Here is a 26692-nt window from a genome sequence, read left to right as displayed (position 1 = left end):
CGTGCCGTCAACCCATCGCAATGCGCGCAGCCGCAAGCGGCAGGATCTCCTCGACCACGCTGTCGAGCACGAGATCGTCGCAGGCGCCCAGGATTTCAAACGCCGTGGCCTCGAGACGCAGCAGCGGTCGGTCCCGCCAGCGCATCACGATGTCCGCCAGCGCCGCGGTCTCCCCGGCATCGAGGTCGGCTGTCAGATTGTAGAGGCCGACCAGCCAGAGATCGCCAGGCGAGCGTCCGAAGGCCTGCTGCACGGCTTGCAGCATGTTTATGCCGTCGCGTTTTTCCGGATAGGCGGCGAGATAGAGCCGGCCACGATTGATGTTGCCCGAGAACAGGCCGCGCAGTTCGACGGCGAAAGGCGGGATCGCGCGGAGCACTCGCCGCGTCTCGTCCACGATGGTCGACCCCGCATCGGTTCCGAGCGAGCCGCAGATCGTTGCGTGCAGCCTGTCCTTGCGGCGCGGCAGGATATCCCAGGCGATTTTGGCGGCGAAAGGCGCGGCCTTGATCTCAGCCTCCAGAGCGAGAAAGGCGTCAGACCCTCGCAAGGCCTCGTCGCGAACCGGCAGGACAAGCGAGGAAACCGGTGGGTGCCGCCCGTTCTCGTAGAATTTGCCCTCCACCCGCGGGATGACACGCGGGTTTTTCGGCGCAACGAGCGGCAGATGGGCGAGTCGATAGCTGTCATCCAGCATCAGCGGCACCGAGAAATCCGTCAGGCTGCGGCGATAGCCGAGTTCGGAATCGTCGCAGAAGATGCTGGCGATATCCGTGGAAGCAGCCTCAGTCATCGGCACCCCCGGTTTTCCGGAACGGGCTTTCCGCTGCAAGCGCCTCCTGCGCCTGCGCGATATGCTGGCGTTCATTGACGAGATAGGCGGCAACCGCGCGGCGAAGCCCGGGATCGGCGAGATGATGCAGCGAGCGCGTCAGTACCGGCCGGTAGCCGCGCGCCAGCTTGTGCTCGCCCTGCGCGCCGGCCTCGACGCGGCTGAGCTTGTGGGCGATCGCATAGTCGATCGCCTGATGATAGCAGAGCTCGAAATGCAGGAAGGGGTGGTCCTCGATGCAGCCCCAGTTGCGGCCATAGAGCGTGTTGGCGCCGCGGAAATTGATCGCGCCGGCGATGTAGCGGCCGGCGCGCCTGGCCATCATCAGCACGATACGTTCGCCCATCGCCGCCCCCACGGCCGAGAAGAAGGCGCGGTTGAGATAGGGCCGGCCCCATTTGCGCGAGCCGGTGTCCTCGTAGAAGGAATGGAAGTCGTCCCAGACGGCTTCGGTCAGATCGGATCCGGACAGGACATCGACCGTGATGTCGGCAGAGAGCGCCTCGCGCCGCTCGCGCTTCAGCGCCTTGCGCTTGCGCGAGGCCAGCGTTCCCAGGAAATCGTCATAGGTTTCAAAGCCTTCGTTGCGCCAGTGAAACTGAAGGTCGTGCCGCTCCAGATAGCCGGCCTCGCGTAGCGCCGTGATGTCGGGCTCCTGCGCGAAGGTGACATGGACCGAGGAGGCGTTGGCTTGCCCGCACAACGCCTCCAGCCCCGCGATCAGCCCGGCGCGGGCCTCGTCGGCGCGCAGGCCGTCCGCGACCAGGAGGCGCGGCCCGGTCGCGGGCGTGAAGGGCGCGGCGATCTGGAGCTTGGGGTAATAGCGCCCGCCGGCGCGCTCATAGGCATCGGCCCAGGCATGGTCGAAGACATATTCGCCCTGGCTATGGCTCTTGAGGAAGCTCGGCGATGCCGCCAGCAGCGTGCCTTGCGCATCTTCGACCAACAGATAGGCCGGAGACCAGCCGGAACGCCTGCCGACGCAACCGCTCTCCTCCAGAGCGAGCAGGAAGGCATGGGAGACGAAGGGATTGTCCTCGTCGATCGCCGAGGCGGTATCCAGGCAGGCCGAGGCCGGGGAGGTAGCCGCCGGGGAGGTTGCGGCCATGGCGGCGCGTAACGCGAACGGGTTGGCGCAGGCGTTCCACGCGGCGGCGGGGACGGTCTTCAAAGACGTCGCGACGCGCACCCTGAGGTCGTCGCGTCCGTCAACACTCAAGGTTTGAAGCCCTCGAAGACCATCTGGTCGGCATGCAATGCGGCCCGCTCGCGATCCCCGGCATTGCGCACCGTCCAGCTCATCACCGGCAGGCCCAACGCCTCCCGACAGAGATAGGGAGCCGCGCTCGGCAAGTCAGCAACCTTCCAGGACAAAAAGTCCGGCCGGCTTTCGCTGAAATGCAGCAGATTGGCCAACGCATGTTTCTGGGCGGCGTCGAGGTGATCATAGTCGGGATAGGAATAGTCGCTCATCGCCACGATCCCGCGCGGGATGCCGGGTGCGAGTTCGCGCAATGCCGTGACGATCACGGGGTCGAAGGATTTCAGCACGATCGGCTGGCCAGAGCGCTGGTTGACGATCTCGGCCGTGCGCTGCGCCAAGGCGAGAGCGCCGTCGAAGCGGCTCTTGACCTCGATCACCAGCGGCACGCGTCCCGCGACCGCATCGAGAAAGCCGTTCAGCGTCGGAATCCGGTCGCTGCTGCCCTTGAGGGCGATTCCGGCCAGCGCCTGCGCGCTCCGCTCGTTGACGAGGCCGGTCTCGGCCGTCAATCGGTCGAGCACGAAATCGTGAAACACCATCGCCTCGCCGTCGGCGCTGAGCTGGACGTCGCATTCGATGCCGAAGCCGCCAGCAATGGCGGCCTCGGCCGCGGACAGGCTGTTCTCGATCAGCCCAGCCTTCGCATCATGCAGGCCGCGATGCGCGATCGGTCGGGCGACGAGCCAGCCAAGTCCGGATGTAGCAAGCCGCGCCATCACGCGATCTCGAACATCGCCTCGACTTCGACAGCGGCGTCGGCCGGGAGTTCGGCGACGCCGATGGTCGAGCGGGCATGGCGGCCCTTGTCGCCGAGCACCTCGACCATCAAATCCGAGGCGCCGTTCATGATCGCCGGCAGGCCGGCGAAATGCGGCATCGCATTGATGAAGCCGCCGAGCCGCACGCAGCGGGTGATCCGGTCGAGATCGCCAAGCGCGGCCTTGGCCTGCGCCAGCACGTTGATGGCGCAGAGCCGCGCGGCCTCGATGCCTGCCTCGTTGAAGATCTCGGCTCCGAGCTTGCCCTTGTGGCTGTCGGAAAGCTTGCCATCCAGCCCGAAGCAGATCTGGCCGGAGATCACCAGCAGCTTGCCGGTGATCACGTAGGGCACGTAATTTGCGACCGGCGCGGCGGGCGCGGGCAGGGTGATGCCGAGTTTGGCAAGCTTGGCTTCGATTGCGCTCATGGGGCGGCCTCCGGCTCGATGGAATGAAACCTTCATGGCCGATGGCCGGGCAAGCCGCAAGCAGCCTCGATATGCTCGCAAGGCGGTTCGGACCGGCGTTCGCGAAGGCGGCCTTACGCCTTGTTTGCGCCACTGCTGCAATGCACCTAGACTCGCTCGATCACCTAGCAGAGCGGCAAGTGTCATGAGCATGAACGGATTTGGCCTTGCGAGTACCCTGGCGAGTATCCTGAGCACGGTCGCAGTGCTGGCGAGCGTCGGCGCCTCGGCCCAGCCTCAATCGGTCGGGCGCGTGGTTCTGGCGCCCCATCGCGCGGTCTATGATCTCGTGCTCGACGACGACAAGCCCGCCACCAGCATCGAGGCGGCGCGCGGCCGCATCGCCTTCGATTTCACCGGCGATGCCTGCGAGGGTTATGTGCTCTCCTTCCGCCAGGTCACGCAGGTGAGCAGCAGCGAAGGCGGCCCGCGCACCATCGATGCGCGCACGACGAGCTTCGAGGCAGGCGACGGGGCGAGCTACCGCTTCAAGACCGAAAGTTCGGCGGGCGGCGCGCCGGCCGAGATCGTCGACGGCTCGGTCCAGAAATCCGGTGGCGGCTACGAGATCAAGCTCAGCGCGCCCAAGCCCGAGACGGTGCGCCAGACGACGGACGCCCTGTTCCCGAACGCGCAGATGAAAGCGGTGATCGAGGCGGCGCGTGCCGGCAAGACCACGCTGAACGTGCGCCTCTATGACGGCGCCAATAGCGGCAAGGAGGTCTATGACACGCTCTCGGTGATCGGGAAGCGGATCGAGGCCAAGCCTTCCGAGGCGCCGCTGCAGCGGCCGGAGTTCGAGACGCTGGCGCGCTGGCCGGTGTCGATCTCCTATTTCAAGGTCGATTCCGGCGAGACTACGCCATCTTACACCATTTCCTTCGAGCTTTACGAGAATGGCGTGACCGGCGCGATCAAGCTCGACTATGGCAGCTTCGCCCTGCGCGGCACGCTCACGCGTCTGGATCTTCTTCCGAAGCAGGATTGCGCGAAGTAGCGCTTGCGCTGCTGGCCCGCTGCGGACCGCGCAGACTGAGGCCCTTGCCGATCGATGCATCGCCGAAGCGGGCGCGCAGCGCGTCGAGCGCGCCTTCCATCGCCTTCAGCCTGGGCGTCGCGACATCGGCTAGGTCGCCATGGTCGGCTTCCTCGGGTGCACTGAAGTCGCTCGCGCCGATGCCGATCAGCCGGTAGCGCTGGCCGTTGCATTCGCGCCTGAGCAGGTCGCGCCCGGCGGCGAACAGCCTGGCTGCCAATTGCGTCGGCTCCGGCAGGCGGCTGGCGCGTGTGATTGCGTGAAAATCCGCCGTCTTCAGCTTCATGGTGATGGTCCGGCCCGCGAGCTCCTGGGCCTTGAGGCGTTTCGAGGTCTTCTCGCAGAGCCGCCACAGCACCGGCTCGAGATCCTCGAAGCGCGACAGGTCGGTGTCGAGCGTGGTTTCGCTGGAAACGCTCTTGGTCTCGCGGTCGGGCGTGACCTGACGCTCATCGATGCCGTTGGCGAGCTTCTTCAGACGCGGCCCATCCTTGCCGGCCAGGCGGAAAAGCTTGTCGATCGGCGCTTCGCGCAGATCGCCGATCAGGCGGAAGCCGGATTCGGCTAGCTTAGCCGCACTCGCCTGGCCGACGCCGGGAATGAGGCCGACCGGCTTGCTCGCCAGAAAAGCGACGGCCTCCGCCCGTCCGATGACGGAAAAACCGCGCGGCTTGTCCATATCGGAGGCGACCTTGGCCAGGAACTTGGCATAAGACAGGCCAACGGAGATGCTGATCCCGAGCTCGCCTTCGATCCGCTTGGCGAAGCGCGCGAGCGTGATGGCGGGGCTGGCGTGATGCAGGCGCTGCGTTCCGGCGAGGTCGAGAAAGGCCTCGTCGATCGAGAGCGGCTCGACCAGCGGCGTCAGCTCCTGCATCAACCGCCTGACCTCGCGGCCGACCGCGACATATTTCGCCATGTTCGGTTTGACGACCACGGCCTCGGGGCAGGCCTCCAGCGCCTTGAACATCGGCATCGCCGAGCGCACGCCATAGGTCCGGGCGATATAGCAGGCCGTCGAGACGACGCCGCGCTTGCCGCCGCCGATGATCACCGGCTTGTCGAGCAGCGTGGGATCGTCGCGCTTCTCGATCGCCGCATAGAAGGCGTCGCAGTCGATATGGGCAAGGCTCAGGGCGTCGCGCTCGGGATGGCGCAGCAGCCGGGGCGAGCCGCAAGCCGGGCAGCGGCGCAGCGCCGCGATTGCCTCCTCATGATCGATGAGGCAATCGCGGCAGAACACGCGCCGCGCGGGCTGGGCGGCCCGGTCCGTCACGGGGCCTCGTCCATTGGAGGCCCGGCGAGCCGTCCGCGCGCCTGCGCGACGATTTCCGGATTCAAGCTTAAATTTCCGGCAAACTCCAACAGCAGCGAATCGCTGCCCGCGAGGTGGTCGAGCACTGCGACGAGGAAACCGGGCTCTTGCGCCGCAGCCCTCAGATTCGAGGGGCCGAGGCCGGTTTGGGCTAGAAAGGGCTCCAGACGCGCCGGATCTGCAGCGAGGAAGCCCAGCGCGCGTAGCGCGAGATGTTCAGCGTCCTCGACGGAGGGTGATCTTGCCATGGCGGGAGTGCCTTCCGAATCGAGCTTCAGGTTTGCGTTTCGTCAACGGCTCTCATGCTAACGTAATCTGTGAATGAGGCCGCCAACTTGTGATGGCAGGATCGAGATGGCCTGTCTGTGGCGCGATTGAAGGGCGGCATGATGAAGACGGTTTTGATCGTCGAGGACAATGAGCTCAACATGAAGCTCTTCAATGATTTGCTTGAAGCGCATGGCTATGCGACGCTGAAGACTGCCGATGGCATCGAGGCGATCGAACTCGCGCGCACGCATCATCCCGATCTGATTTTGATGGACATCCAGCTTCCCGAGGTTTCGGGGCTCGAAGTCACCAAATGGATCAAGGAGGATGACACCCTCAAATCCATCCCTGTCATCGCGGTGACGGCTTTTGCGATGAAGGGTGACGAAGAACGTATTCGTGAGGGAGGCTGCGAGGCTTACCTCTCCAAGCCGATCTCGGTTGCGAAATTCCTGGAGACCGTCCGCGCCTACGCTGGCCCAGCCTGAGGCTTCGAAAACAAACCATGTCAGCCCGTGTCCTCGTCGTCGACGACATCGTCACCAATGTGAAGCTGCTGGAGGCGAAGCTCTCAGCCGAGTATTTCGACGTCGTGACCGCGCTCAACGGCATCGAGGCGCTGGCGATCTGTGAACGCGGCGAGGCGGACATCGTCCTGCTCGACGTGATGATGCCGGGCATGGACGGCTTCGAGGTTTGCCGGCGCTTGAAGAACGGCGCGACCACGGCCCATATCCCGGTCGTGATGGTGACGGCGCTCGACCAGCCCGGCGATCGCCTGAAGGGGCTCGACGCCGGCGCCGACGATTTCCTGACCAAGCCGCTGGACGACACGGCGCTGTTTGCCCGCGTCCGCAGCCTCGTCCGCTTGAAATCCGTCACGGACGAGCTGCGCAACCGCGCTTTCGCCTCGCGCCGGCTCGGCATCGCCGATCCGCTTGCCGCGGCAGCTTCCGAGACCGGTCTTAACGGCCGCATCCTGGTGATCGAGGACCGGCCAACGGTGACCGAGCGGCTATCGAGCGCGCTCTCGGCCTTTCATGTCGTCGAGATCGAGGCCGATCCGCATCAGGCCCTGGTGCGGGCTGCCGAGGGCGATTACGACAGCGTTCTCGTCAGCCTCGACCTCAAATCCTATGACGGGCTGCGGATCTGCAGCCAGCTGCGCTCGCTCGAGCGCACCCGCAACGTCTCGGTGCTGATGCTGGGCGAGGCCGAGGATCGCACCCGCATCCTGCGCGGCCTCGAGATCGGGGCCCATGACTTCCTGATCCGTCCGGTCGACCGCAACGAGCTCTTGGCGCGCGTACGCACGCAGGTGCGCCGCAAGCGCTTTACCGAGCGGCTGCGCGACAGCGTCCAGTCGTCCATGGAAATGGCGGTGATGGATCAGCTCACCGGCCTGCATAACCGCCGCTTCATGGACAGCCGCATGGGCACGATGTTCGATGAATCGGCGCTCAGGGCCCGCTCGCTCGCCATGCTCGTCCTCGATGTCGATCGCTTCAAGGTCGTCAACGACACCTGGGGGCATGATGCCGGCGACGAGGTGCTGCGCGAATTCGCCGACCGGGTGCGCGCTTGCACGCGCGGCATCGATCTGGTCGCCCGGATGGGCGGCGAGGAGGTCGTCGTGGTGCTGCCGGATACCTCTCTGGACGCTGCCTGCGCGGTTGCAGAGCGTATCCGCGAGCGGGTCGAGGCCGAGCCTTTCAGCATCCACCGCAACACCCGCTCCATCACGGTGACGGTCTCGATCGGGGTCGCGAGCCGGCGCGCGGGCGATGCCTCGGCGGCGGAGATGATGAAGCGCGCCGATGATGCGCTCTACCGCGCCAAGGATGCCGGGCGAAACCGCGTCATCGTGGCCAATGCGGCCTGAAAACCTGCCCCAGCGCTCCGGAATGGTTAGCAGGTAGGGTTAAGCATCGATGAATATTGGTGAATCCATCCAATTGGATTGATTCGAGAGGGCCTGCCTGTAGGGTCGTTTCAACGCAGCGGCTGACTGTTGCTGCTTCGAAACGCCCTTCGGGCTCCCGGATCCGCCGCATCTCCTGGGAAACCGATGGGCTCGGCCGGTCGGTGACGGATTTCTGGCCTCATCAGAACCGTCGCCGGCCGACCACCCCCCCCTCAAAACCTGTTGCACTCGGAGCAAGCCCGGTATCCGGGCGAAAGCCTGCATCCTGCGCTCCGAGAGCGGTCTTCAGAAATAGCGCGAGAACAGCGCCGGCAGTGCGTAGCCGAACCCGGCGAAGAGCGCGAGGATGGCGAGCAACATCAGCCCCGCCTTCAATCGGCTGAGCGCGAAACGCGACGAATCGACTTCCACGAGCAGCTTCAGGAAGCGCCGCCACGGGCTGTGGCCTGGGGCGAGGGGCTCGGCATGCTTGTCGCCGCTGCTCAAGGGCTATGTCCGATCAGAGAAGAGGGTAGGTTCAAACTGGCAGGCGCCGGCACCGTCTCGACGGCCCGCGCGAACCCATAAGCCTTTCGGCCTGCAAAGATCGGGCGAGAAGCCCATGCTACGCCAGCTATTGCCCGAGCCAAGTGACATATTCGTCGCAGGCGGATGCAAAACTTCGCCGCCGGCCAGGCCGCTCTCAGCGTCGGAGATTGCAGCGCAGCAAATCGATCCACGCTAGCGCTCCAGCGTGATACCCTGATGACGATTCGCGATCCAGGCTTGTTCGGATTGCGAAGATGCTGGCCTGACATCCTCAATCTATGGAGCGACCCATGCGTACCCTCGCATTGGCGCTCTGCCTTACGGCATCACCGTGGGGCGGAGGGCTTGTCTACGCGCATAGTTGGTACCCTTACGACTGCTGCAGCGATCGCGATTGCTGGCCCATGGGAATGGACCAGGATGCCCGCGAACCCGATCCCCGCACCGTTCCCGGCGGCTATATGACCCATGACGGTCATTTCGTGCGGGAAAGCGCCACGCGGGTCTCGAAAGACGGGCGTTTTCACATCTGCCGGAGTGGGGGCACCCTGACCGGGACCGTGATCGCGCCGTCGCAGCGACCCTTCTGCCTGTTCGTGCCCAAGCCGTCCTACTGACGGGCGGATCGCGGCAGGTCGAAATGAAAAACCGCCCGGGATACGAGCGGTCTTTCGAGAGCGTTGTTATGCCTGAATCGTAACCAAGATCACTTGATCTTGGTTTCCTTGAACTCGACGTGCTTGCGCGCGACGGGGTCGTACTTCTTCTTGGACATCTTCTCGGTCATCGTGCGGGAGTTCTTCTTGGTGACATAGAAGAAACCGGTATCCGCCGTCGAGAGCAGCTTGATCTTGATGGTCACGGCCTTGGCCATGGGATTATCCTCGAGCCTGAGGGGCTGGTGAGGCCCTATAAAAAGAAAATGGCCGGGCGGACCCGGCAAACCGTCGGCTGGGGGAATGCCGCAACGAGCCGGCGAAGTCAAGAAAGAATGGCGCGTGCCTGGCTGTTTCCGCCTCGTCGCGTCATGCGGCGCAGCATGGCGCTGCGATGGTGGGTTTGGTCTCTATAACTCCTCGCGGACGAAGTGGCCGTTCTTCTCCCAATAATAGGGAACCGGCAGATAAGGTGCGAAGCCCGCGCTCAGCCGCGCATCGACTTCCTTCAGAATCACCTGCGTGATCGTCGGCAGATCGAGCTTCTGCGCATCCGCGAATGTCACCCAGACGAGTTCGATCAATTCCGAATCGGGACCCGTTACCCCCTCGATCTTCCCGGCGAGGGCGCCGTAGTCGATCGTGAAGAAGCGCGTGTCGAAGCGCTTGGGTCGGCGCGGCGGCGTCACGGCCCGGGCCACGAAGGTGATGGCGCTGAGGTCGGGGAAAATGCCGTGGCTGGCGAAGCCCGCCCAGCTGCCGGCCGGGGGCTTCTCGGGCGTGCCGAGCTCGCTCGAGCCGAAGAGCAGGCCCGTCTCCTCGAAGGTCTCGCGAATGGCGGCCAGCGCCAGCGCTCGCGCCTTCATCGGGCTTGGGCGCTGCATACGCGCCATCAGCCGGTTTTCGCAGATCTGGTCGAGCGCGCCGGTCGCCGTCATGCGGCGGTCTTCCGGATCGATCCTGCCGCCGGGAAAGACGAATTTCCCGGGCATGAACTTATGGCCGGGATGGCGCTTGCCCATCAGGACGCGTGGCGTCCTAGCCGAGCGGTCGATGATCAGCACCGTCGCCGCATCCTTGGGGCGCAGATTGACCTTGACGCGCGCGCGTTCGGCCTGCGTCAGCGTGACGACATGGTCGCTCACGGCCGCAGCAGCGTGGCTGCGGGCTGGCGCTCCGGCCGCGGCGGCTCGCCGTCGAAACCATGCATGCGCATCGCCCATTGCAGGCCGACCACGCCGCCCTTCACCGGCTGCATCAACACGAGGCTGAGCAGGACCGCCAGCGCGGGCCAGATCGTCATATGCAGCCACATCGGCCAGTTGGCGTATTTCTCGGCCATCAGCAGGCCGCCGACGACGATATGGCCGACGATGGTGATGACGATATAAGGCGGCAGGTCATCGGCGCGCTGATGATGCATCGCCTCGCCGCAGGCCTCGCAGGTATCGACCGGCTTGAGGAAGGCGCGGAACAGCTTGCCTTCGCCGCAATGCGGGCAGCGCCCCATCAGGCCGCGCCCGATGGCGCTGCGCCAGTCGCGTTCGACCGGCCGCCCCACCGCATGATTGATTTGAACAGACATCAGCGCCTCTTGCCGGGCTTCTTGCCGCCCGCCTTGCCGAAGGACGGTTTCGCCCTCGCGCGCCCTGATATAGGGGGCCGTGCCGGGCGATTGCCAGAGCGTCCCGGTGTCACATGCCGGCCCTCGGAGAGCAATTCGAAGCGCAGGGCGCCTGCCACCGGGGCGGCCTCGACGAGGCGCACATGCACACGGTCGCCCAGGCGCCAGCTCTCGCCGCTGCGCTCGCCGATCATGGCGTGGGCGGCTTCGTCGTAGCGATAATAGTCGGCGCCCAAGGTCGAGGCCGGGATGAAGCCGTCGGCGCCGGTGCCGTCCAGCTTCACGAACAGGCCGGCCCGATTCACGCCGCCGATCCGGCCGTCGAAGCTGGAGCCGATCTGGTCGGCCAGGAAATGCGCGATCAGGCGGTCCGTGGTCTCGCGCTCGGCTGCCATGGCGCGGCGCTCGGCCGCCGAGATCCGGGTCGAGACCTCGCGCAATTCGGCGAGCGTTGTCGCTTTCGGCAGGCCGTCATCTCCGGCTCGCATGGCGGTGATCAGCGCGCGGTGGACGATAAGGTCGGCATAGCGCCGGATCGGCGAGGTGAAATGGGCGTAGCGGCGCAGGTTCAAGCCGAAATGCCCGTAATTCTCGGCGACATATTCGGCCTGTGCCTGTGTCCGCAATACGACCTCGTTGAGGAAGAGCTCGTTCTCCGAGCCCTTGATCATGGCCAGGATGCGGTTGAACAGCACCGGCCGGAGCGCAGCCTCCTTGGGCAGCTTGATGCCGATCGAGGCCAACACCTCACTGAGCGCCCGCATCTTCTCCAGCGATGGCTCGTCGTGGCATCGGTAGATCAAGAGGCTGCCGGCCTTCTCCAGGGTTTCCGCGGCCGCGACATTGGCGAGGATCATGAACTCCTCGATCAGCTTATGCGCCGCCAGCCGCTCGGGCACGATGACGCGGTCGACCGCGCCGTCGGGTTTCAGCACCAGCTTGCGCTCGGGCAAATCGAGATCGAGCGGCTGGCGCGCGTCGCGAGCACGGGAGGCGATGCCATAGGCGGCCCAGAGCGGCATCAGGATGGTGTTGCGGATCGGGCTGGTGGTCTCGTCGGGCTTGCCGTCGATCGCGGCCTGCGCCTGCTGGTAGGACAGCTTGGCGGCCGAGCGCATCAGGATGCGGTGGAAGGAATGGGTCTTCTTGGAGCCGTCCGATTTCAGCACCAGCCGTACTGCGAGAGCCGGCCGGTCCTCGCCGCCACGCAGCGAGCAGAGATCGTTCGAAATCCGCTCCGGCAGCATCGGCACGACCCGGTCGGGGAAATAGACCGAATTACCGCGCTCCAGCGCCTCGCGGTCGAGGCTGGAGCCCGGCCGGACATAGGCCGCGACATCGGCGATGGCGACGGTGACGACATAGCCGCCGGGGTTGTCGGGGTCGGCGTCGGGGGCGGCATGGACCGCGTCGTCATGGTCCTTGGCATCGGCGGGGTCGATCGTGATCAGCGGCAGATCGCGCCAATCCTCGCGGCCGGCGGTGCCCGCGGGGCGCACGGCGTCGGCCTCCGCAAGGGTCGCCGGAGAGAAGACGTTGGGAATGCCATGGGCGTGGATCGCGATCAGGCTGACGGCGCGCTCCGATTTGATCGAGCCGAGGCGCTCGCGCACATGCGCCTCGGACGGTCCGAAGCGCGTCTCGTTGCGCAGCGTGACGGAGACGAGGTCGCCATCCTGCGCCTCGGCCGTGCGACCCTTCGGGATCAGCGCCTCGCGGCCCTGCGCCTTCTTGTCGATCGGGATCAGGCGCCCGCTGCCATCGGGCAGGGCGCGGAAGATGCCGAGCACCTGGGCCTTGCCCTTGCCCATGATCTTCAGCACGCGGCCGGAATAGGTGAAGCCGTCGACGCCTTTCAACCGGGTCAGCTTGAGCAGGACCTGATCGCCGACACCGGCTGCCGGAGCCGCATTGCGCTTGGCGCGGAACTCGCGCGCTCGCTCGATCAGGATGCGCGGCGCCACGCCCTGGTCGGCCTCGTTCCATTCCAGCGGGGCCGCGACGAGGTCGCCGTCGCGATCCTTGGCCTTGATCTCGCTCAGCAGGACGGGGGGCAAGGCGCCGCGCGGATGCGCGGCCAGCGTGCCGTTCCCGGGAGCGTCGACAGCCTGATCCTCCTGGATCTCCTTCAACAGCCGCTTCAGCCAGATCTTGCCGTTGCCGGACAGCCCGAAGGCCCGCGCGATCTCGCGGCGGCTGGCATCGCGGCCGGCGGCACGCTCGGTCTCGATGAACTCCAGGATCGCCTCACGGCTCGGCTCAGGCACGGGCGATGACACGATATCGGCTCGTCAAAACGGGGGAGGGCGAAGAAAGCACGGCTCCTGTCTGCCATGAGCGCTGCGTCGACGCCAGAACCGGTATCGCCGCATCCGCCAATGAAAGCATCCCCAATGAAAGAAGGGCCGCCCTTGCGGGCAGCCCTTCCATTGTCGAACCGCGGCCCGGCGAGCCGGACCCAAAGGCGCGAAAACTCACGCGGAACAAGAACCCCATTGGGAATGAGTCCAGGTCCACCCGCTTTGCACCAGCGGTTGATGACAATGAGACACTGGATCACCTCCTTTCAGTTGTTACCGACAAGGACAGGCTAGGGCGATTCTCGGGCCGGCGTAAATGTCAAAAAAAGCGCTTCCTTTGTCAGGCGAAATGCCGCGACAGCCGGCAAAATGAAGCGCTTCGGATCGTCTGCCAAAAAAATGGGCGGAAAATTTGCGTAATAAATGGGCAAATACGCCGTTCTCGCATCATCCTTGCGTATATGGAGCCTCTCCAGGCAGGAAATTCGGCAAAGGCTGCCTCTGCGGCAGAGTTTTGCGGGCGCAACCATCGCAAAAGGCTCGTTGGCATGTCGCTTGCGAGCCCGCTCCTCCGGGCCAGGGAGGCCTCTCGGCGCCCGCTCAAGGGTGCATTCAACAGGATTGGTTCGGGGGACATGTCCGTGAGCAATACTCGTCGCGTTATTTTGGGCGCTGCACTTGCAGGCGCCACTTTTCTGGGGACGCTCCTGCCGGCCGCAGCGCAGGAGACCATCAAGGTCGGCATCCTGCATTCGCTCTCGGGCACGATGGCGATTTCCGAGACGACGTTGAAGGACGTCATGCTCATGCTCATCGACGAGCAGAATAAGAAGGGCGGCGTGCTCGGCAAGAAGCTCGAGGCCGTCGTCGTCGACCCCGCCTCGAACTGGCCGCTCTTCGCCGAGAAGGCGCGCGAGCTGATCGCCAAGGACAAGGTCTCGGCCGTGTTCGGCTGCTGGACCTCGGTGTCGCGCAAATCCGTGCTGCCGGTCTTCAAGGAGCTGAATTCGATCCTGTTCTACCCCGTCCAGTACGAGGGCGAAGAGTCTGAGCGGAATGTCTTCTACACCGGCGCGGCGCCGAACCAGCAGGCGATCCCAGCGGTCGATTATCTCGCCAAGGAGGAGAAGGTTCAGCGCTGGGTGCTCGCCGGCACTGACTATGTCTATCCGCGCACGACCAACAAGGTTCTCGAGGCCTATCTCAAGTCCAAGGGCGTCAAGGCCGAGGACATCATGATCAACTACACGCCGTTCGGTCATTCCGACTGGCAGACGATCGTGTCCGACATCAAGAAGTTCGGCTCGGCCGGCAAGAAGACCGCCGTGGTCTCGACCATCAATGGCGACGCCAACGTGCCGTTCTACAAGGAGCTCGGCAACCAGGGCATCAAGGCGACCGATATTCCGGTCGTGGCCTTCTCGGTGGGTGAGGAAGAACTCGCCGGTATCGACACCAAGCCGCTGCTCGGCCATCTCGCCGCCTGGAACTACTTCCAGTCGGTGAAGACGCCGGAGAACGAGGCCTTCATCAAGCAGTGGAAGGCCTACAAGAAGAACGACAAGGCCGTCACCAACGATCCGATGGAAGCCCATGTCATCGGCTTCGCCATGTGGGTCAAGGCGGTCGAGAAGGCCAAGAGCTTCGATCCCGACAAGGTCATCGATGCGCTGCCCGGCATCGAGGCGCCGAACCTGACCGGCGGCATCTCCAAGATGCTCCCGAACCACCACATCACCAAGCCTGTGCTGATCGGCGAGATCAAGGCTGACGGCCAGTTCGACGTGGTCTCGAAGACCGGTCTCGTCGCCGGCGACGCCTGGTCGAAGGAGCTCGACGGCTCCAAGGACCTGATCGGCGACTGGGTCGAAAAGAAGTGCGGCAACTTCAACGTCAAGACCGGCAAGTGCGGCGGCGCGTGAGGTCATGAGGGGGAGGGACGGCACGGCCAAAAGGCTCGGCCGTCCCTTGGAATTCGGCGAGACGCCCCCGTTTGTTCGAACTGGGGGCGTCCGTCACCACCCAAGTCCGTCACTGCCAAGCAAGCTACCTAGCCGCGAACCCGAAACGAGCCCATGCGATTTGTGTCCTGCCTTCTGCGCATGATTGCGCTAGCGACGCTGCTTGCGCTCCAGCCGGGTGCTGCTTCAGCCCAAGGTTCACCCCAGGCCGCCGACGAGGCCTTCACCAGGCTCGGCGCCGACAGTTTCTCCGATACCAACCGCGCCATCGAGATTTTGATCGCGAACGCTCATCCGCAGGCCGCTGTCATCATTGAGGCTCTAGCCGATGGTCGGCTTCTGGCTGGGGGCGGTGCGGTCGCCGTGAAGACCAAAGACGGCAAACTGCTTGACGCCAAGACCGGCGCTGCACTTGCCTCCGAGCCTCCGGGTTTGAGCGCAGTGCGTCTCAATAACGGCGTGCGCCGTACCATCCAGGCGGCTCTTGGCGGTCTGGGGTTGCTCAATCCCGATGCGGGCAAGCGCATCGCCGCTGCCGAGGCGGTGTTCAAGTCGCGCGATGCTTCCTTGCTGCCGGTGCTCGAAGGCGCCATCGCCAAGGAGAACGATGCCCGGGCGAAGGCGGTGCTGCGTCAGGCCCAGGCCGCGATCCTCATCGCCAAACCCGACGCGCCGCCCTTTGACAGGATCGCTGCCGTCGACGTGCTGCGCGAACGCGGCGACCAGGATGCGCTGGCGACCCTGCGTTCCCTGCCGGGCGATTCCTCGGCAGGGCTGAGGGAGGCACAAGGCCGCGCGGTCTCAGCCATCGAGAGCAAGCTCGCGCTGTGGCGTGCCGGACAAAACCTCTGGTACGGGCTCTCGCTTGGCTCGGTGCTGTTGCTGGCGGCTATCGGGCTGGCCATCACCTTCGGCGTGATGGGCGTGATCAACATGGCCCATGGCGAGATGGTGATGCTCGGGGCTTACACCACTTTCATCGTGCAGGAGATCATTCGGACCCGCTTTCCCGGCCTGTTCGACTACTCCTTGTTGATCGCCGTGCCGTTGGCTTTCCTGGTCGCCGGCCTCGTCGGGATCGCGATCGAGCGCGGCGTCATCCGCTTTCTCTATGGCCGTCCGCTGGAGACGCTGCTCGCAACCTGGGGCATCAGCCTGATCCTGCAGCAGGCGGTCCGCACCGCCTTTGGCCCGACGAACCGCGAGGTCGGCGCGCCCAATTTCATGTCCGGCGCCTTCGAGATCGGTCAGCTCGCCATCACCTGGAACCGGCTCTGGATCATCGTCTTCGCGGCCTTGGTGTTCGCCGCTCTGCTGGCGATCCTGAAGCTGACGCCGATCGGCCTGCAGATGCGCGCCGTCACCCAGAACCGACGCATGGCCTCGGCGATGGGCATTCGCACGGGCCGTGTCGATGCCTTGACCTTCGGGCTCGGCTCGGGCGTGGCGGGCTTGGCCGGCGTCGCGCTCTCGCAGATCGACAATGTCAGCCCCAATCTCGGCCAGAGCTACATCATCGACAGCTTCATGGTCGTGGTCTTCGGCGGCGTCGGCAACCTCTGGGGCACGTTGGTCGGCGCCATGACGCTCGGCATCGCCAACAAGCTGCTCGAGCCCTATGCCGGCGCGGTGCTCGGCAAGATCGCGCTGCTCGTCTTCATCATCCTGTTCATCCAGAAACGCCCGCGCGGCCTGTTCGCGCAAAAGGGCAGGGCGGTGGAAGCATGATCACCCGCTTTCTCATCCAGGGCATGGACAAGCGCGGCCTCGTCTTCCTCGCCGTGCTCGTGGCGCTGGCGGTTCTTGTCCCGCTCGCCAACCTGCTCCTGCCGCCGGGCTCGATCCTGCATGTGCCGACCTCGACCATGTCGCTCTGGGGCAAATATCTCTGCTACGCGCTGCTGGCGATCTCGCTCGATCTGGTCTGGGGCTATTGCGGCATCCTGAGCCTCGGCCACGGCGCCTTCTTCGCGCTCGGCGGCTACGCCATGGGCATGTATCTGATGCGCCAGATCGGCTCGCGCGGAACCTATGGCAACCCGATCCTGCCCGATTTCATGGTCTTCCTGAACTGGAGCGAGTTGCCCTGGTACTGGTACGGCTTCTCCTCCTTTCCTTTCGCCATGCTGATGGTCCTGGCCGTGCCGGGCCTGCTTGCCTTCGTCTTCGGCTGGTTCGCCTTCCGCTCACGGGTGACGGGCGTCTATCTCTCGATCATCACCCAGGCGCTGACCTATGCGCTGCTGCTGGCCTTTTTCCGCAACGATATGGGCTTTGGCGGCAATAACGGCCTGACCGACTTCAAGGAGATCGTCGGCTTCAACGTCCAGGCGCAGTCGACGCGCGCGGCTCTGTTCTCGATGACTTGCGTCATGCTGATCGCCGGCTTCCTGATCGCGCGCGGCATTGTCTCGTCGAAGCTCGGCAAGGTGGTGATCGCGATCCGCGATGCGGAATCCCGCACCCGCTTCCTCGGCTACCGGGTCGATCGCTTCAAGCTCTTCGTCTTCACCATCTCGGCCTGCATGGCGGGTGTCGCCGGCGCGCTCTACGTGCCGCAGGTCGGCATCATCAATCCCAGCGAATTCGCGCCGGCGAACTCGATCGAGACCGTGATCTGGGTCGCGGTCGGCGGGCGCGGCACGCTGGTCGGCGCGGCCTTGGGGGCTGTCGTCGTCAACTACGCCAAGACCGTCTTTACCTCGGGCTTCATGGCGCCGTACTGGCTGTTCGCGCTGGGCGCGCTCTTCGTCTTCGTCACCTTGTTCATGCCCAAGGGCATCCTGGGCACGGCGCAGGATTGGTGGATCCGGCGCAAGGCGCCTGCGGAGCCGTCGCCAGCGGCCGAACCGGCCCCGGCGGAGTAAACGACATGAACGCTCCCGTTCCCGGTGCACTCACCTCCTCGCTGCTCTATCTCGACGGCGTCAGCGTCTCCTTCGACGGCTTCAAGGCCATTCGCGGCCTTTCGCTGACCATCGAGCCCGGCGAGATGCGCGCCATTATCGGCCCCAACGGCGCCGGCAAGACCACCATGATGGACATCATCACCGGCAAGACCCGGCCCGATGTCGGCACGGTGATGTTCGGCGGCTCCGTCGACCTGACCAAGCTCGACGAGGCGGCGATCGCCAATCTCGGCATCGGTCGCAAATTCCAGAAGCCGACGGTGTTCGATTTCCACTCCATCGAGGACAACATCCTGCTGGCGCTGAAATCGAAGCGCACGGTGGCCAGGACCCTGTTCTGGAAGACCGCGGCTGCGGACGCCAAGCGCATCGACGACATCCTCGGCATCATCAAGCTCGGCGAAGCGCGTAACCGGCTCGCGGGCTCACTCTCGCACGGCCAGAAGCAGTGGCTCGAGATCGGCATGCTCTTGGCGCAGGATCCGAAACTCCTGCTGGTCGACGAGCCTGCCGCCGGCATGACCGATGGCGAGACGGCCGAGACGGCCGTCCTCCTCAAGGAGATCGCCAAGGATCATTCGGTCATCGTGGTCGAGCACGACATGGGCTTCATCCGCGAACTCGGCGTGAAGGTGACCGTGCTGCATGAAGGCTCGGTTCTGGCCGAGGGCCCGCTCGACCAGGTCAGCGCCAATGAGCGCGTCGTCGAAGTGTATCTGGGACGATGAGCATGATCGGGAACAGTGGGAACCGGTTTTCCGATCAGATCATGCGGCAGAAAGCTGACCAATGCTGAGCGTCGACGCCATCGATCTCCACTACGGTGCAGCCCAGGCGCTCCGCCGCGTCTCGGTCACGGCCGAGATCGGCAAGGTCACCTGTGTGATGGGCCGCAACGGCGTTGGCAAGACCTCGCTGATGCGCGCCATCGTCGGCCACCAGGCGATCTCGGGCGGCAAGATCAACTTCGGCGGCGAGGACATCTCGAAGCTGCGCAGCGAAGATCGCGCTCGCGCCGGCATCGCCTATGTGCCGCAGGGGCGGGAGGTGTTCCCGCTGCTGAGCGTGAAGGAAAATCTGGAGACGGGTTATGCGCCCTTGCCCCGCAAGGAGCGGCACATTCCCGGCGAACTGTTTGACCTATTCCCCGTGCTGAAATCGATGTTGGGGCGGCGCGGTGGAGACCTCTCGGGTGGCCAGCAACAGCAACTCGCCATCGCGCGGGCGCTGGTCACCCGGCCCAAATTGCTGGTGCTGGACGAGCCAACCGAGGGCATCCAGCCCTCGATCATCAAGGATATCGGCCGCGCGATCGATTATCTGCGCTCCAAGGGCGACATGGCGATCGTGCTGGTCGAGCAATATTTCGACTTCGCACGCGACCTTGCCGACACGATGTTCGTGATGGAGCGCGGCGAGGTCGTGCTGTCGGGGCCGATGGCCGAGCTCGACGCCAATCAGGTCCAGCGATTGATCCAGGTATGACGGCGAGGCCGCGCGTCCTCAAAACGCGAGCGGGGCGTTGTCGACGACCTCCTTCATCACGAAGAAGGTCCGCGTCTGCCGCACACCGGGCAGCGCGATCAGCTTGTCGGCGTGCAGCTTGTTGAAATCGGCCATGTCCCTGACGCGGATCTTGAGGAAGTAGTCGAAATCGCCGGCGACGATGTGGCAATCGAGGACAGTGGGCATGTTCCGGATGGCGGCCTCGAAGTCGCCGAAGCTTTCGGGCGTGGAGCGATCCAGCACGACGCCGACGAAGGCCAGCGTACCCATCTCGACATGTTGCGGCGAGACCTGTGCGCGCACCGAGGAAATATAACCCTCGCTGAACAGGCGCTGGATCCGCCGATGGCAGGTGGCGGGGCTGGTGTTGACCCGTTTGGCGATCTCGGCATTGCCGAGCCGCCCATCCGCCTGCAGCAGGCGCAGGATTTTGAGGTCGGTTTTGTCGAGTTTCTCGGCCATGGAAGAAACGTCCGTTTTTATGCCAATTTTCGGAACCAATGGCGTAGCGATCCGATAATCGCGGAAGCTTCAGGAAAAACAAGCGCTCACTTTGGAAGGACGTCTCAGCTGAGATTCGATATTTTTCCCCGATCATTTTCGAGGGAGACGAACCTGCCATGCTGAGCAAATTCGAGCGCTATCCGCTGACCTTCGGCCCCACGCCGATCGAGAAACTGTCGCGCCTGTCCGCCCATCTCGGGGGCCATGTCGAGATCTTCGCCAAGCGCGAGGACTGCAATTCGGGCCTCGCCTTCGGCGGCAACAAGCTGCGCAAGCTCGAATATATCGTGCCCGACGCCATCGCCAGCAACGCCGATACGCTGGTTTCGATCGGTGGCGTGCAGTCGAACCACACCCGCATGGTCGCCGCGACCGCGGCCAAGATCGGCATGAAGTGCCGCCTGATCCAGGAAAGCTGGGTGCCGCATGAGGACGCCGTCTATGACCGCGTCGGCAATATCCTGATGTCGCGTGTCATGGGCGCCGAAGTCCAGCTCGTCGACGAGGGCTTCGACATCGGCATCCGCGAAAGCTGGGAGAAGGCGCTCGCCGATGTGAAGGCCAAGGGCGGCAAGCCCTACGCGATTCCCGCCGGCGCCTCGGTCCATAAATTCGGTGGTCTCGGCTATGTCGGCTTCGCCGAGGAAGTGCGGGCCCAGGAAGCCGAGCTCGGCTTCAAATTCGACTACATCATCGTCTGCACCGTCACTGGCTCGACCCATGCCGGCATGGTCGTCGGCTTCGCCCAAGATGGCCGCCAGCGCAACGTCATCGGCATCGACGCCTCCTTCACGCCGGCCCAGACGCGCGCCCAGGTCCTCGATATCGCCCAGAAGACCTCCGCCCTCGTCGGCGGCAAGGACATCACCAACGAGGATATCGTCCTGAACGAGGACTACGCCTATCCGGTCTATGGCGTGCCTTCGCAGGAGACTATCGAGGCGATCCGCCTCTCTGCCCGTCTTGAAGGCATGATGACCGATCCCGTCTATGAGGGAAAATCCATGCAGGGCATGATCGATCTGGTGAAGAAGGGCTTCTTCCCTGCCGGCTCCAAGGTGCTCTACGCGCATCTTGGCGGCGTGCCGGCGATCAATGGCTACAGCTATACCTTCCGCAACGGCTGAGCCGCCATGGAAGCCGTCGTCTTCTTCGAATTCGCCTCCGAAGCGCCCGGCGTCCGGTCAGGCTTGCTTGACCGGATCGGACCCATCGCCCTGTCGGGCGATGGCCGGCTCAACTTCGTCGGGACGGAGCGCGACGAGCGTGGCCGGCCAGTCTCCGAGGTCATCGCGCTCGGCTTCAAGAGCGCAGAGACGGCGCAGGCGGTCATGCTGCGCTGGCGCGGCGACCCGGCCTTTCCGGCCGGGGTGAAGACGCGATTGATGTGGATCGAGCCGATCTGGTCGATCGAGCCCTTGGCGATGATGTTCCCCTGAGGCCAGGGTCTGTCGCTTCAGTCGTGAAGCGACAGACCCTTGGTGATCTTGTCGGCCTCCTTGCGCTCGGCATGGACCGCCAGGCCGACGAGATCGAGCGCCGCTGTCGCGACAGCGGCGACGGCGGCGCGATTGTCGCCATCATTGCCGGTCGCGAACAGCTCCTGCGTGTAGAGATGCGGCCGCACGCCGCGCTGCTGTGCCCGCTGGAGCATCGATCTGAGCTGCTCGCTGGTCGCGGCGAAGATCAGGACGGGCTGGCGGATCAGCGGGCCGTAGAATCGGCCCGATGCATCGTTGTAGTCCTCGCCCCTCAGTTCGGGGTAAGCTCCGACAAGGCCGCCGGCGAGGAAGCTGGCGACGTTGAGCTTTTGCCAGGTGGCGAGATCCTCGCGCACCGCTATGGCGATCTTGGTGTCGTAACGGATCTTGGTATCGTAAGGCATGGCGCAATCGGTAGGCGAGCCAGGGCCGGGTGGTCTTGAACGATCGTGCGGCCCCTCACATGGTGACTGGCTGCGCGCGGGGCCGGGCTCTGACGGCATCGAGCGGATCGAGGCCTTCTTCACCGGCCACGCTTATGACCCGCACAGGCACGACACCTATGCGATGGGCCTGACGTTGAGCGGCGTGCAGAGCTTCGACTACCGCGGCAGCCGGCAGGATAGCTGCGCGGGCAATGCGATCGTCCTGCATCCGGACGAGGTCCATAACGGCCGTGCCGGCGTCGAATCCGGCTTCCGCTACCGCATGCTGTATCTGGAGCCCCGGCTCCTGCGCGAGGCGCTGGGCGATGAGGTCCGCACGCTGCCCTTCATCTCGGCGGCCGTTTCGTCTGATCCGCGCCTCGTCCGGGCGATCGCACGCGGCTTGCGCGCGATCGAAGCGCCATTGGCGGCCGAGGAAGCCGACGACATCGTCCTGGGGTTGGCCGAGGCCTTGCTGGCGCTGGACCCATCCGCCGCGCGCCCAATGGGCTCGCGCCATGCCCAGGCTGCTTCGGAGCGCGTCAGGCGGTTTCTCGACGCCCATGCGGAGCGGGTCGTCACATCAGGAGAGCTGGAAGCCGTCGCCGGGCTCGACCGTTTCGCGCTCGCCCGCCATTTCCGCGCGAGCTTCGGCACGAGCCCTTATAATTATCTCGTCATGCGCCGGCTCGACCGGGCGCGCGCCATGCTGCGGTCGGGGCTGGAAATCGCCGATATCGCGGCCGCCTGCGGTTTCGCCGACCAGAGCCATCTGACACGCCAGTTCCGCCGGGCTTTCGGCGTCACGCCCGGTCGCTGGCGCAACCTGCATCGCCATCCGGAGTGAGCGACGGCCGTGGGCCGTTCTCCCTCCGGATGTTCGACTATGCAGACCTATTTGCCTTCGTTGCAGGCCTATTTGCCTTCGTTGATCGTGATCTTCGGCAAGGCACTGCTGGGCAAACCGTATTTCACGAAAATCGCGTCATAGGTGCCCTTGGCCTTGAGCCGGTCGAGCGCGCCCTTGACCGCGTCGCGCAACTGGTTGCCCTCAGTGGTCTTCACGAAGGGAATGCCGGCGCGCACATCGGTAAAGGGCGCGCCGATCGGCACATAGGTGTTAGGCTCGAGCTTGAGGAAATAGGGCATCACCTCGCTGCCCTGGACGGCAGCCTGGAGGCGCTGGGTCTTGAGCTGGGTGCGGGCATCGACCGAGCCTTCCGTGCCGACGATCGTCAGCGCCGGTTTGCCCTTGGCGACGCAGTTTTCCTTGCTCCAGGCTTCCATCTCGGCCAGCCAGCTCGTCGCGCGGCTGGCGCCGACCGTCTTGCCGCAGAGATCCTCCATCGTCTTCAGGCCCGGGGCCAGCGCCGTGATGGTGTAGAACTGCGCGCCCGACGAGAAGTAGTCGATGAAATCGGCCGTTTCGCGCCGCGCCGGCTTATCCGACATGCCGGCCATGACCATATCGACGCGGCCCGTCTGGAGCGAAGGCAGCATCTGCGCGAAGGCGGTCTCCTGCCACTCGATCGCGACGCCGAGTTCCTTGCCGATCGCTTCGCCGATTTCGATGTCGAGCCCGGCCAGGGTGTTGGTCGCCGGGTCCTTGAAGATGATCGGCGGATAGTTCGGCTGCGTCGCGACGATGATCTTGCCCGCGCTCTTGATCCGGGCCGGCAGTTCCTGGGCGGAAACCGCCGCGGGCAGGCAGAACGCCAAAGCGGCGAGCAGGCTTCGTGACGTCAGGGTCATGGCAATCCTCCGGATCGGTTCAGGGCAAGGGTTCAGGGGCAAGGGTTCAAGACAGGACCGCGGCGATGAAGTCGCGGGTACGGGGATGTTCGGGTGCGCTCAGCACCTGGGCGGGAGGTCCCTGTTCGATCAGGCGGCCCTGATCCATGAAGACGACGCGGTCGGCGACCTCGCGCGCGAAACCGAGCTCATGCGTCACCACGATCATCGTCATGCCGCTCTTGGCCAGGTCGCGCATCACGGCGAGCACCTCTCCGACGAGTTCGGGATCGAGCGCCGAGGTCGGTTCGTCGAACAGCATCAGCCTGGGCTTCATCGCGAGCGCGCGGGCGATCGCGACACGCTGCTGCTGGCCCCCGGAAAGCTCGGACGGGTAGGCGCCGCTCTTCTCGGCCAGGCCGACCCGCGCCAGCAGGCGCTCGGCCTCGGCGATGGCGACCGCCCTGGGCTGCTTCAGCACGGTCACCGGCCCCTCGATCACGTTCTGCAGCGCCGTCATATGGCCGAAGAGGTTGAAGCGCTGGAAGACCATGCCGCTGGCGAGGCGCTGGCGCGCGATCTCCTTGTCGGTCAATTCGATCAAGCGGTCGCTGGTGCGCCGGAAGCCGGCGAGTTCGCCATCGACCCAGATCGCACCGCCATCGATGCGTTCGAGCTGGTTGATGCAGCGCAAGAGCGTACTCTTGCCGGAACCGGAGGGGCCGATGATACAGACGACCTCTCCGGGCGCGACGTCGAGCGAGACGGAATCGAGCGCCGCGAGACTGCCGAAGCGCTTCGTCAGCGACAGCGCCTGGACCATGGGGCGGTTTGCGGGAGCCTCAACCATTGCGCGCTCCCGCACCAGCGCGGCCCTTGGCGAAATGGCGCTCCAGCACGACCTGCCCGAGCGAGAGGATCGAGACCACGATCAGGTACCAGCCGGCCGCGACGATCAGCAACTCGATCACCCGGGCATTGGCGTAGTAGATCGTCTGGGCGTTGCGCAGGATCTCGGAGAACTGGATCACGCTGGCGATCGAGGTCAGCTTGACCATGCTGACTACCTCGTTGCCGACAGGCGGGATGATCACCCGCATCGATTGCGGCAGCACGATCCGGCGCAACGTCGTCAGCCTGGTCATGCCGATCGCCTTGGCCGCTTCGACCTGACCGTGGTCGACGGAGAGGATGCCGGAGCGCACGACCTCGGCCGTATAGGCGCCCTGGTTGATGCCCAGGCCCAGCAGCGTCGCCATGAAGGGACCGATCAGGTCGATCGTCCGGGCCGAGAACAGGCCTGGAATGCCGATCGTCGGGAAGACCAGCGCGAGGTTGAACCAGATCAGCAATTGCAGGATCAGCGGCGTGCCGCGGAAGAACCAGATGTAGAACGCCGCCGAGCCGCGCATCACGGCGTTGGGCGACATCGCCATGATCGCGAAGAGGACGCCGAGCGCGATGCCCAGCACCATGGCGCAGACCGTCATGATCACGGTGTTGACGAGGCCGCCCAGGATGGCGGGCGCGGTGAAGAACTGGCCGACCACCTTCCAGGCGATGTCGCCCTCGGCAAAGGCCTTCACCACGAGTGCAAGCGCAAGCAGGACCAGGGTCGCGGAAACCCAGCGTCCGAGATGCAGCCTGCCGACGCGAGGCAAACTGAGGATCGTCGGGTCGAGCGCCGTCGCCGGCATCTGGCTTGAAGTCATGGTTGCGGTCCCCGGTATCCGTTGGCCCAGTCACGCTGCACGGCAAGGCGCTGCGTCAGCCGGTCGATCTGCTCGGCCACGCGTGCAGGCGACGTGCCACCCTTGGCCATACGCGCATCGAGTGCCGCCTCCAATGTCAGGTGCTCCCTGATATCGGGGGTGAGGCGGGGATCGATCGAGGCCAGCCCGGCATCGTCGATCTCGTGCAACTGGCAGGATTTCTCCTCGCAGAGGCGCACCAGCGCACCGGTGATCTCATGCGCCTCGCTGAAGGCCACGCCTCGGCGCGCCAGGAAATCGGCGACCTCGGTCGCCAGCGTGAAGCCGCGCGAGGCGGCGTCCCGCAAGGTCGCGACATTGACCGTCATGGTGGCGACCAGGCCGGCCATGGCGGGAAGCGCCAGTGCTAAGCCTTCGACCGCATCGCAACAGGCGTTCTTATCCTCGGCAAGGTCCCGGTTATAGGACAGGGGCAGGCTTTTCAGCGCCGCCAGCATCGTCATTAGCCCGCCGATCAGCCGGGCCGAGCGGCCGCGCGTCAATTCGGCGATATCGGGATTCTTCTTCTGCGGCATGATCGAGGACCCGGTCGCGAAGGCATCATGCAGCGAAATCCAGCGATAGGGCTGCGTGCACCAGATCACGATTTCCTCGGCCAACCTGGAGAGATTGACCGCATGCATGGCCGTGACGAACAGGAACTCCGCGACATGGTCGCGCGAGCCTACGGCATCGACCGAGTTCTCGAACGAGCCGTCATAGCCGAGTTCCTCGGCGACGAGCTCGGGGTTGAGCGCGATCGCGGAACCCGCCAGCGCGGCGGCACCGAGCGGGGAGACGGCATTGCGCCTGTCCCAGTCGATCAACCGCTCGGCATCGCGCGCGAAGGCCTGGGCATGGGCCATCAGATGATGGCCGAAGGTGATGGGCTGTGCCGCCTGAAGGTGGGTCACGCCGGGCACCGGCGTCGCGACATGTTCGCGGGCCTGCGCGACGATGGCGTCCTGCAGGCTCAGCAGATCCTTCATCAGCCCGCGGGCACGGTGGCGCAGATACAGTTTCAGGTCGTTGGCGGCCTGGTCGTTCCGCGAGCGCCCGGCGCGGATCTTGCCCCCGAGAGGGCCGAGCCGCTGCGTCAGGATGCGTTCGAGGAAAGTCTGGACGTCTTCGTCCTCCGGCCAGGGCTCGATCAGCCCTGTCGCATGGAGCTTCTCGACCGCGTCGATCTCCCTCTGGATCGTAGCGCTCTCGGCATCGTCGAGCAGGCCAGCGCGGCCGAGCTCACGGATATGGGCGCGCGAGCCGGCAAGATCATAGGGCGCGAGGCTGAAATCGCTGGCCTCCGACCGGGACAGGCGGATCAGCGCAGGATCGGGGTCGGCGGTGAAGCGACCGCCCCACAGGCGCAATGGCTGGTTCACGCTGGCTCTCCGCTCTGACGTAACGCCAGGCAGGTTAGTGCGCATGCGTTTGCGCCGGCAAAGGAGAT

The 26692-nt window shown here is 65.0% G+C and carries 29 protein-coding genes; 12 read left to right on the top strand and 17 right to left on the bottom strand.

The features are described from left to right. Positions 1 to 7: 7 nt before the first annotated feature. The 4 genes from J2Y55_RS06545 to J2Y55_RS06530 are packed head-to-tail and all read right to left on the bottom strand — an operon-like array spanning position 8 to position 3282. The gene (locus tag J2Y55_RS06545) at positions 8 to 793 is read right to left on the bottom strand and encodes a hypothetical protein (protein ID WP_310149472.1); all 786 of its coding nucleotides are present in this window, start codon (positions 791 to 793) and stop codon (positions 8 to 10) included. Next, positions 786 to 2051 (bottom strand): GNAT family N-acetyltransferase, encoded by a 1266-nt coding sequence (locus J2Y55_RS06540; RefSeq protein ID WP_310149469.1) that lies wholly within the window; start codon positions 2049 to 2051, stop codon positions 786 to 788. Before J2Y55_RS06540 ends, J2Y55_RS06545 begins: the two co-directional genes overlap by 8 nt. Then, complete coding sequence (locus J2Y55_RS06535) at positions 2048 to 2812, bottom strand: glycerophosphodiester phosphodiesterase family protein (protein WP_310149466.1); 765 nt, start codon at positions 2810 to 2812, stop codon at positions 2048 to 2050. The genes J2Y55_RS06540 and J2Y55_RS06535 overlap by 4 nt, the downstream gene beginning before the upstream one ends. Beyond that, positions 2812 to 3282, bottom strand: coding sequence for a RidA family protein (locus J2Y55_RS06530; RefSeq protein WP_310149463.1), 471 nt, complete (start codon positions 3280 to 3282; stop codon positions 2812 to 2814). The genes J2Y55_RS06535 and J2Y55_RS06530 overlap by 1 nt, the downstream gene beginning before the upstream one ends. A 184-nt stretch (positions 3283 to 3466) precedes the next feature. Here J2Y55_RS06530 and J2Y55_RS06525 point away from each other — a divergent pair, with 184 nt between their 5' ends. Continuing rightward, the gene (locus J2Y55_RS06525; RefSeq protein WP_310149458.1) at positions 3467 to 4318 is read left to right on the top strand and encodes a cell envelope integrity EipB family protein; all 852 of its coding nucleotides are present in this window, start codon (positions 3467 to 3469) and stop codon (positions 4316 to 4318) included. On the opposite strand, the gene J2Y55_RS06520 is transcribed toward J2Y55_RS06525, so the two are convergent. After that, positions 4275 to 5633: a DNA polymerase IV gene (locus J2Y55_RS06520; RefSeq protein ID WP_404978832.1), complete on the bottom strand. Its 1359-nt coding sequence runs from the start codon at positions 5631 to 5633 to the stop codon at positions 4275 to 4277. The genes J2Y55_RS06525 and J2Y55_RS06520 overlap by 44 nt on opposite strands. Next, the gene (locus tag J2Y55_RS06515; protein ID WP_310149453.1) at positions 5630 to 5920 is read right to left on the bottom strand and encodes a DUF3572 domain-containing protein; all 291 of its coding nucleotides are present in this window, start codon (positions 5918 to 5920) and stop codon (positions 5630 to 5632) included. The genes J2Y55_RS06520 and J2Y55_RS06515 overlap by 4 nt, the downstream gene beginning before the upstream one ends. Before the next feature lie 138 nt (positions 5921 to 6058). On the opposite strand from J2Y55_RS06515, the gene J2Y55_RS06510 reads away from it, so the two are divergent. After that, the gene (locus J2Y55_RS06510) at positions 6059 to 6430 is read left to right on the top strand and encodes a response regulator (protein ID WP_310149449.1); all 372 of its coding nucleotides are present in this window, start codon (positions 6059 to 6061) and stop codon (positions 6428 to 6430) included. 17 nt (positions 6431 to 6447) lie between these two features. Beyond that, positions 6448 to 7824, top strand: a complete 1377-nt coding sequence (locus J2Y55_RS06505; protein ID WP_310149446.1) for a PleD family two-component system response regulator — start codon at positions 6448 to 6450, stop codon at positions 7822 to 7824. A 327-nt stretch (positions 7825 to 8151) separates the two neighbouring features. Here J2Y55_RS06505 and J2Y55_RS06500 read toward each other — a convergent pair whose 3' ends face one another. After that, on the bottom strand, positions 8152 to 8352 hold the full coding sequence (locus J2Y55_RS06500; RefSeq protein WP_310149443.1) for a hypothetical protein: 201 nt from the start codon (positions 8350 to 8352) through the stop codon (positions 8152 to 8154). Between the two features lie 452 nt (positions 8353 to 8804). Between J2Y55_RS06500 and J2Y55_RS06495 the strand changes: the two genes are divergently transcribed. Beyond that, positions 8805 to 9011 carry a hypothetical protein gene (locus J2Y55_RS06495; protein WP_310149441.1) on the top strand — a complete coding sequence of 69 codons (207 nt, stop codon included), beginning with the start codon at positions 8805 to 8807 and terminating at the stop codon, positions 9009 to 9011. An 89-nt stretch (positions 9012 to 9100) separates the two neighbouring features. On the opposite strand, the gene rpmG is transcribed toward J2Y55_RS06495, so the two are convergent. The 4 genes from rpmG to rnr all read right to left on the bottom strand — a co-directional run bounded on the left by rpmG (position 9101) and on the right by rnr (position 12953). Then, on the bottom strand, positions 9101 to 9268 hold the full coding sequence (rpmG, locus tag J2Y55_RS06490; RefSeq protein ID WP_038367996.1) for a 50S ribosomal protein L33: 168 nt from the start codon (positions 9266 to 9268) through the stop codon (positions 9101 to 9103). Positions 9269 to 9460: 192 nt separating this feature from the next. Next, the gene (locus tag J2Y55_RS06485) at positions 9461 to 10195 is read right to left on the bottom strand and encodes an NUDIX hydrolase (protein ID WP_310149438.1); all 735 of its coding nucleotides are present in this window, start codon (positions 10193 to 10195) and stop codon (positions 9461 to 9463) included. Next, complete coding sequence (locus J2Y55_RS06480) at positions 10192 to 10635, bottom strand: DUF983 domain-containing protein (protein WP_310149435.1); 444 nt, start codon at positions 10633 to 10635, stop codon at positions 10192 to 10194. The genes J2Y55_RS06485 and J2Y55_RS06480 overlap by 4 nt, the downstream gene beginning before the upstream one ends. Next, complete coding sequence (gene rnr / locus J2Y55_RS06475; RefSeq protein WP_404978831.1) at positions 10635 to 12953, bottom strand: ribonuclease R; 2319 nt, start codon at positions 12951 to 12953, stop codon at positions 10635 to 10637. The genes J2Y55_RS06480 and rnr overlap by 1 nt, the downstream gene beginning before the upstream one ends. A 656-nt stretch (positions 12954 to 13609) precedes the next feature. On the opposite strand from rnr, the gene urtA reads away from it, so the two are divergent. From urtA to urtE, 5 genes are all read left to right on the top strand, one after another. After that, the gene (urtA, locus tag J2Y55_RS06470; protein ID WP_310149431.1) at positions 13610 to 14896 is read left to right on the top strand and encodes an urea ABC transporter substrate-binding protein; all 1287 of its coding nucleotides are present in this window, start codon (positions 13610 to 13612) and stop codon (positions 14894 to 14896) included. A 153-nt stretch (positions 14897 to 15049) separates the two neighbouring features. Further along, a complete protein-coding gene (gene urtB / locus J2Y55_RS06465; RefSeq protein WP_310149428.1) occupies positions 15050 to 16663 on the top strand; it encodes an urea ABC transporter permease subunit UrtB in 1614 nt (537 codons plus the stop codon). Continuing rightward, positions 16660 to 17802 carry an urea ABC transporter permease subunit UrtC gene (urtC, locus tag J2Y55_RS06460; protein WP_310149425.1) on the top strand — a complete coding sequence of 381 codons (1143 nt, stop codon included), beginning with the start codon at positions 16660 to 16662 and terminating at the stop codon, positions 17800 to 17802. The genes urtB and urtC overlap by 4 nt, the downstream gene beginning before the upstream one ends. A 5-nt stretch (positions 17803 to 17807) precedes the next feature. Next, positions 17808 to 18572: an urea ABC transporter ATP-binding protein UrtD gene (urtD, locus tag J2Y55_RS06455; protein ID WP_310149422.1), complete on the top strand. Its 765-nt coding sequence runs from the start codon at positions 17808 to 17810 to the stop codon at positions 18570 to 18572. Positions 18573 to 18633: 61 nt separating this feature from the next. Continuing rightward, positions 18634 to 19329 carry an urea ABC transporter ATP-binding subunit UrtE gene (gene urtE, locus J2Y55_RS06450; RefSeq protein ID WP_310149419.1) on the top strand — a complete coding sequence of 232 codons (696 nt, stop codon included), beginning with the start codon at positions 18634 to 18636 and terminating at the stop codon, positions 19327 to 19329. Between the two features lie 18 nt (positions 19330 to 19347). On the opposite strand, the gene J2Y55_RS06445 is transcribed toward urtE, so the two are convergent. Further along, a complete protein-coding gene (locus J2Y55_RS06445) occupies positions 19348 to 19812 on the bottom strand; it encodes an Lrp/AsnC family transcriptional regulator (RefSeq protein ID WP_310149415.1) in 465 nt (154 codons plus the stop codon). A 158-nt stretch (positions 19813 to 19970) separates the two neighbouring features. Between J2Y55_RS06445 and J2Y55_RS06440 the strand changes: the two genes are divergently transcribed. After that, a complete protein-coding gene (locus J2Y55_RS06440; protein WP_310149410.1) occupies positions 19971 to 20981 on the top strand; it encodes a 1-aminocyclopropane-1-carboxylate deaminase in 1011 nt (336 codons plus the stop codon). A gap of 6 nt (positions 20982 to 20987) precedes the next feature. Next, positions 20988 to 21293, top strand: a complete 306-nt coding sequence (locus J2Y55_RS06435; RefSeq protein ID WP_310149407.1) for a hypothetical protein — start codon at positions 20988 to 20990, stop codon at positions 21291 to 21293. A gap of 17 nt (positions 21294 to 21310) precedes the next feature. Here J2Y55_RS06435 and J2Y55_RS06430 read toward each other — a convergent pair whose 3' ends face one another. Next, positions 21311 to 21721, bottom strand: coding sequence for a DUF2000 family protein (locus tag J2Y55_RS06430; protein WP_310150646.1), 411 nt, complete (start codon positions 21719 to 21721; stop codon positions 21311 to 21313). A gap of 16 nt (positions 21722 to 21737) precedes the next feature. On the opposite strand from J2Y55_RS06430, the gene J2Y55_RS06425 reads away from it, so the two are divergent. Then, positions 21738 to 22607 (top strand): helix-turn-helix domain-containing protein, encoded by an 870-nt coding sequence (locus J2Y55_RS06425; protein ID WP_310149404.1) that lies wholly within the window; start codon positions 21738 to 21740, stop codon positions 22605 to 22607. A gap of 68 nt (positions 22608 to 22675) precedes the next feature. Here the strand turns inward: J2Y55_RS06425 and J2Y55_RS06420 are convergent, their stop codons facing one another. The 4 genes from J2Y55_RS06420 to argH are packed head-to-tail and all read right to left on the bottom strand — an operon-like array spanning position 22676 to position 26624. Further along, on the bottom strand, positions 22676 to 23512 hold the full coding sequence (locus J2Y55_RS06420; RefSeq protein ID WP_310149399.1) for an ABC transporter substrate-binding protein: 837 nt from the start codon (positions 23510 to 23512) through the stop codon (positions 22676 to 22678). A gap of 46 nt (positions 23513 to 23558) precedes the next feature. Beyond that, positions 23559 to 24341, bottom strand: a complete 783-nt coding sequence (locus J2Y55_RS06415) for an amino acid ABC transporter ATP-binding protein (RefSeq protein ID WP_310149396.1) — start codon at positions 24339 to 24341, stop codon at positions 23559 to 23561. Next, positions 24334 to 25203: an amino acid ABC transporter permease gene (locus J2Y55_RS06410; RefSeq protein ID WP_310149393.1), complete on the bottom strand. Its 870-nt coding sequence runs from the start codon at positions 25201 to 25203 to the stop codon at positions 24334 to 24336. The genes J2Y55_RS06415 and J2Y55_RS06410 overlap by 8 nt, the downstream gene beginning before the upstream one ends. After that, on the bottom strand, positions 25200 to 26624 hold the full coding sequence (argH, locus tag J2Y55_RS06405; protein WP_310149390.1) for an argininosuccinate lyase: 1425 nt from the start codon (positions 26622 to 26624) through the stop codon (positions 25200 to 25202). Before argH ends, J2Y55_RS06410 begins: the two co-directional genes overlap by 4 nt. Positions 26625 to 26692: the final 68 nt, after the last annotated feature.

The sequence above is a fragment of the Allobosea sp. BE125 genome (genome assembly GCF_031456075.1).
Taxonomy (GTDB): Bacteria; Pseudomonadota; Alphaproteobacteria; order Rhizobiales; family Beijerinckiaceae; genus Allobosea.
This window is presented reverse-complemented; position numbering and strand designations above follow the sequence as displayed.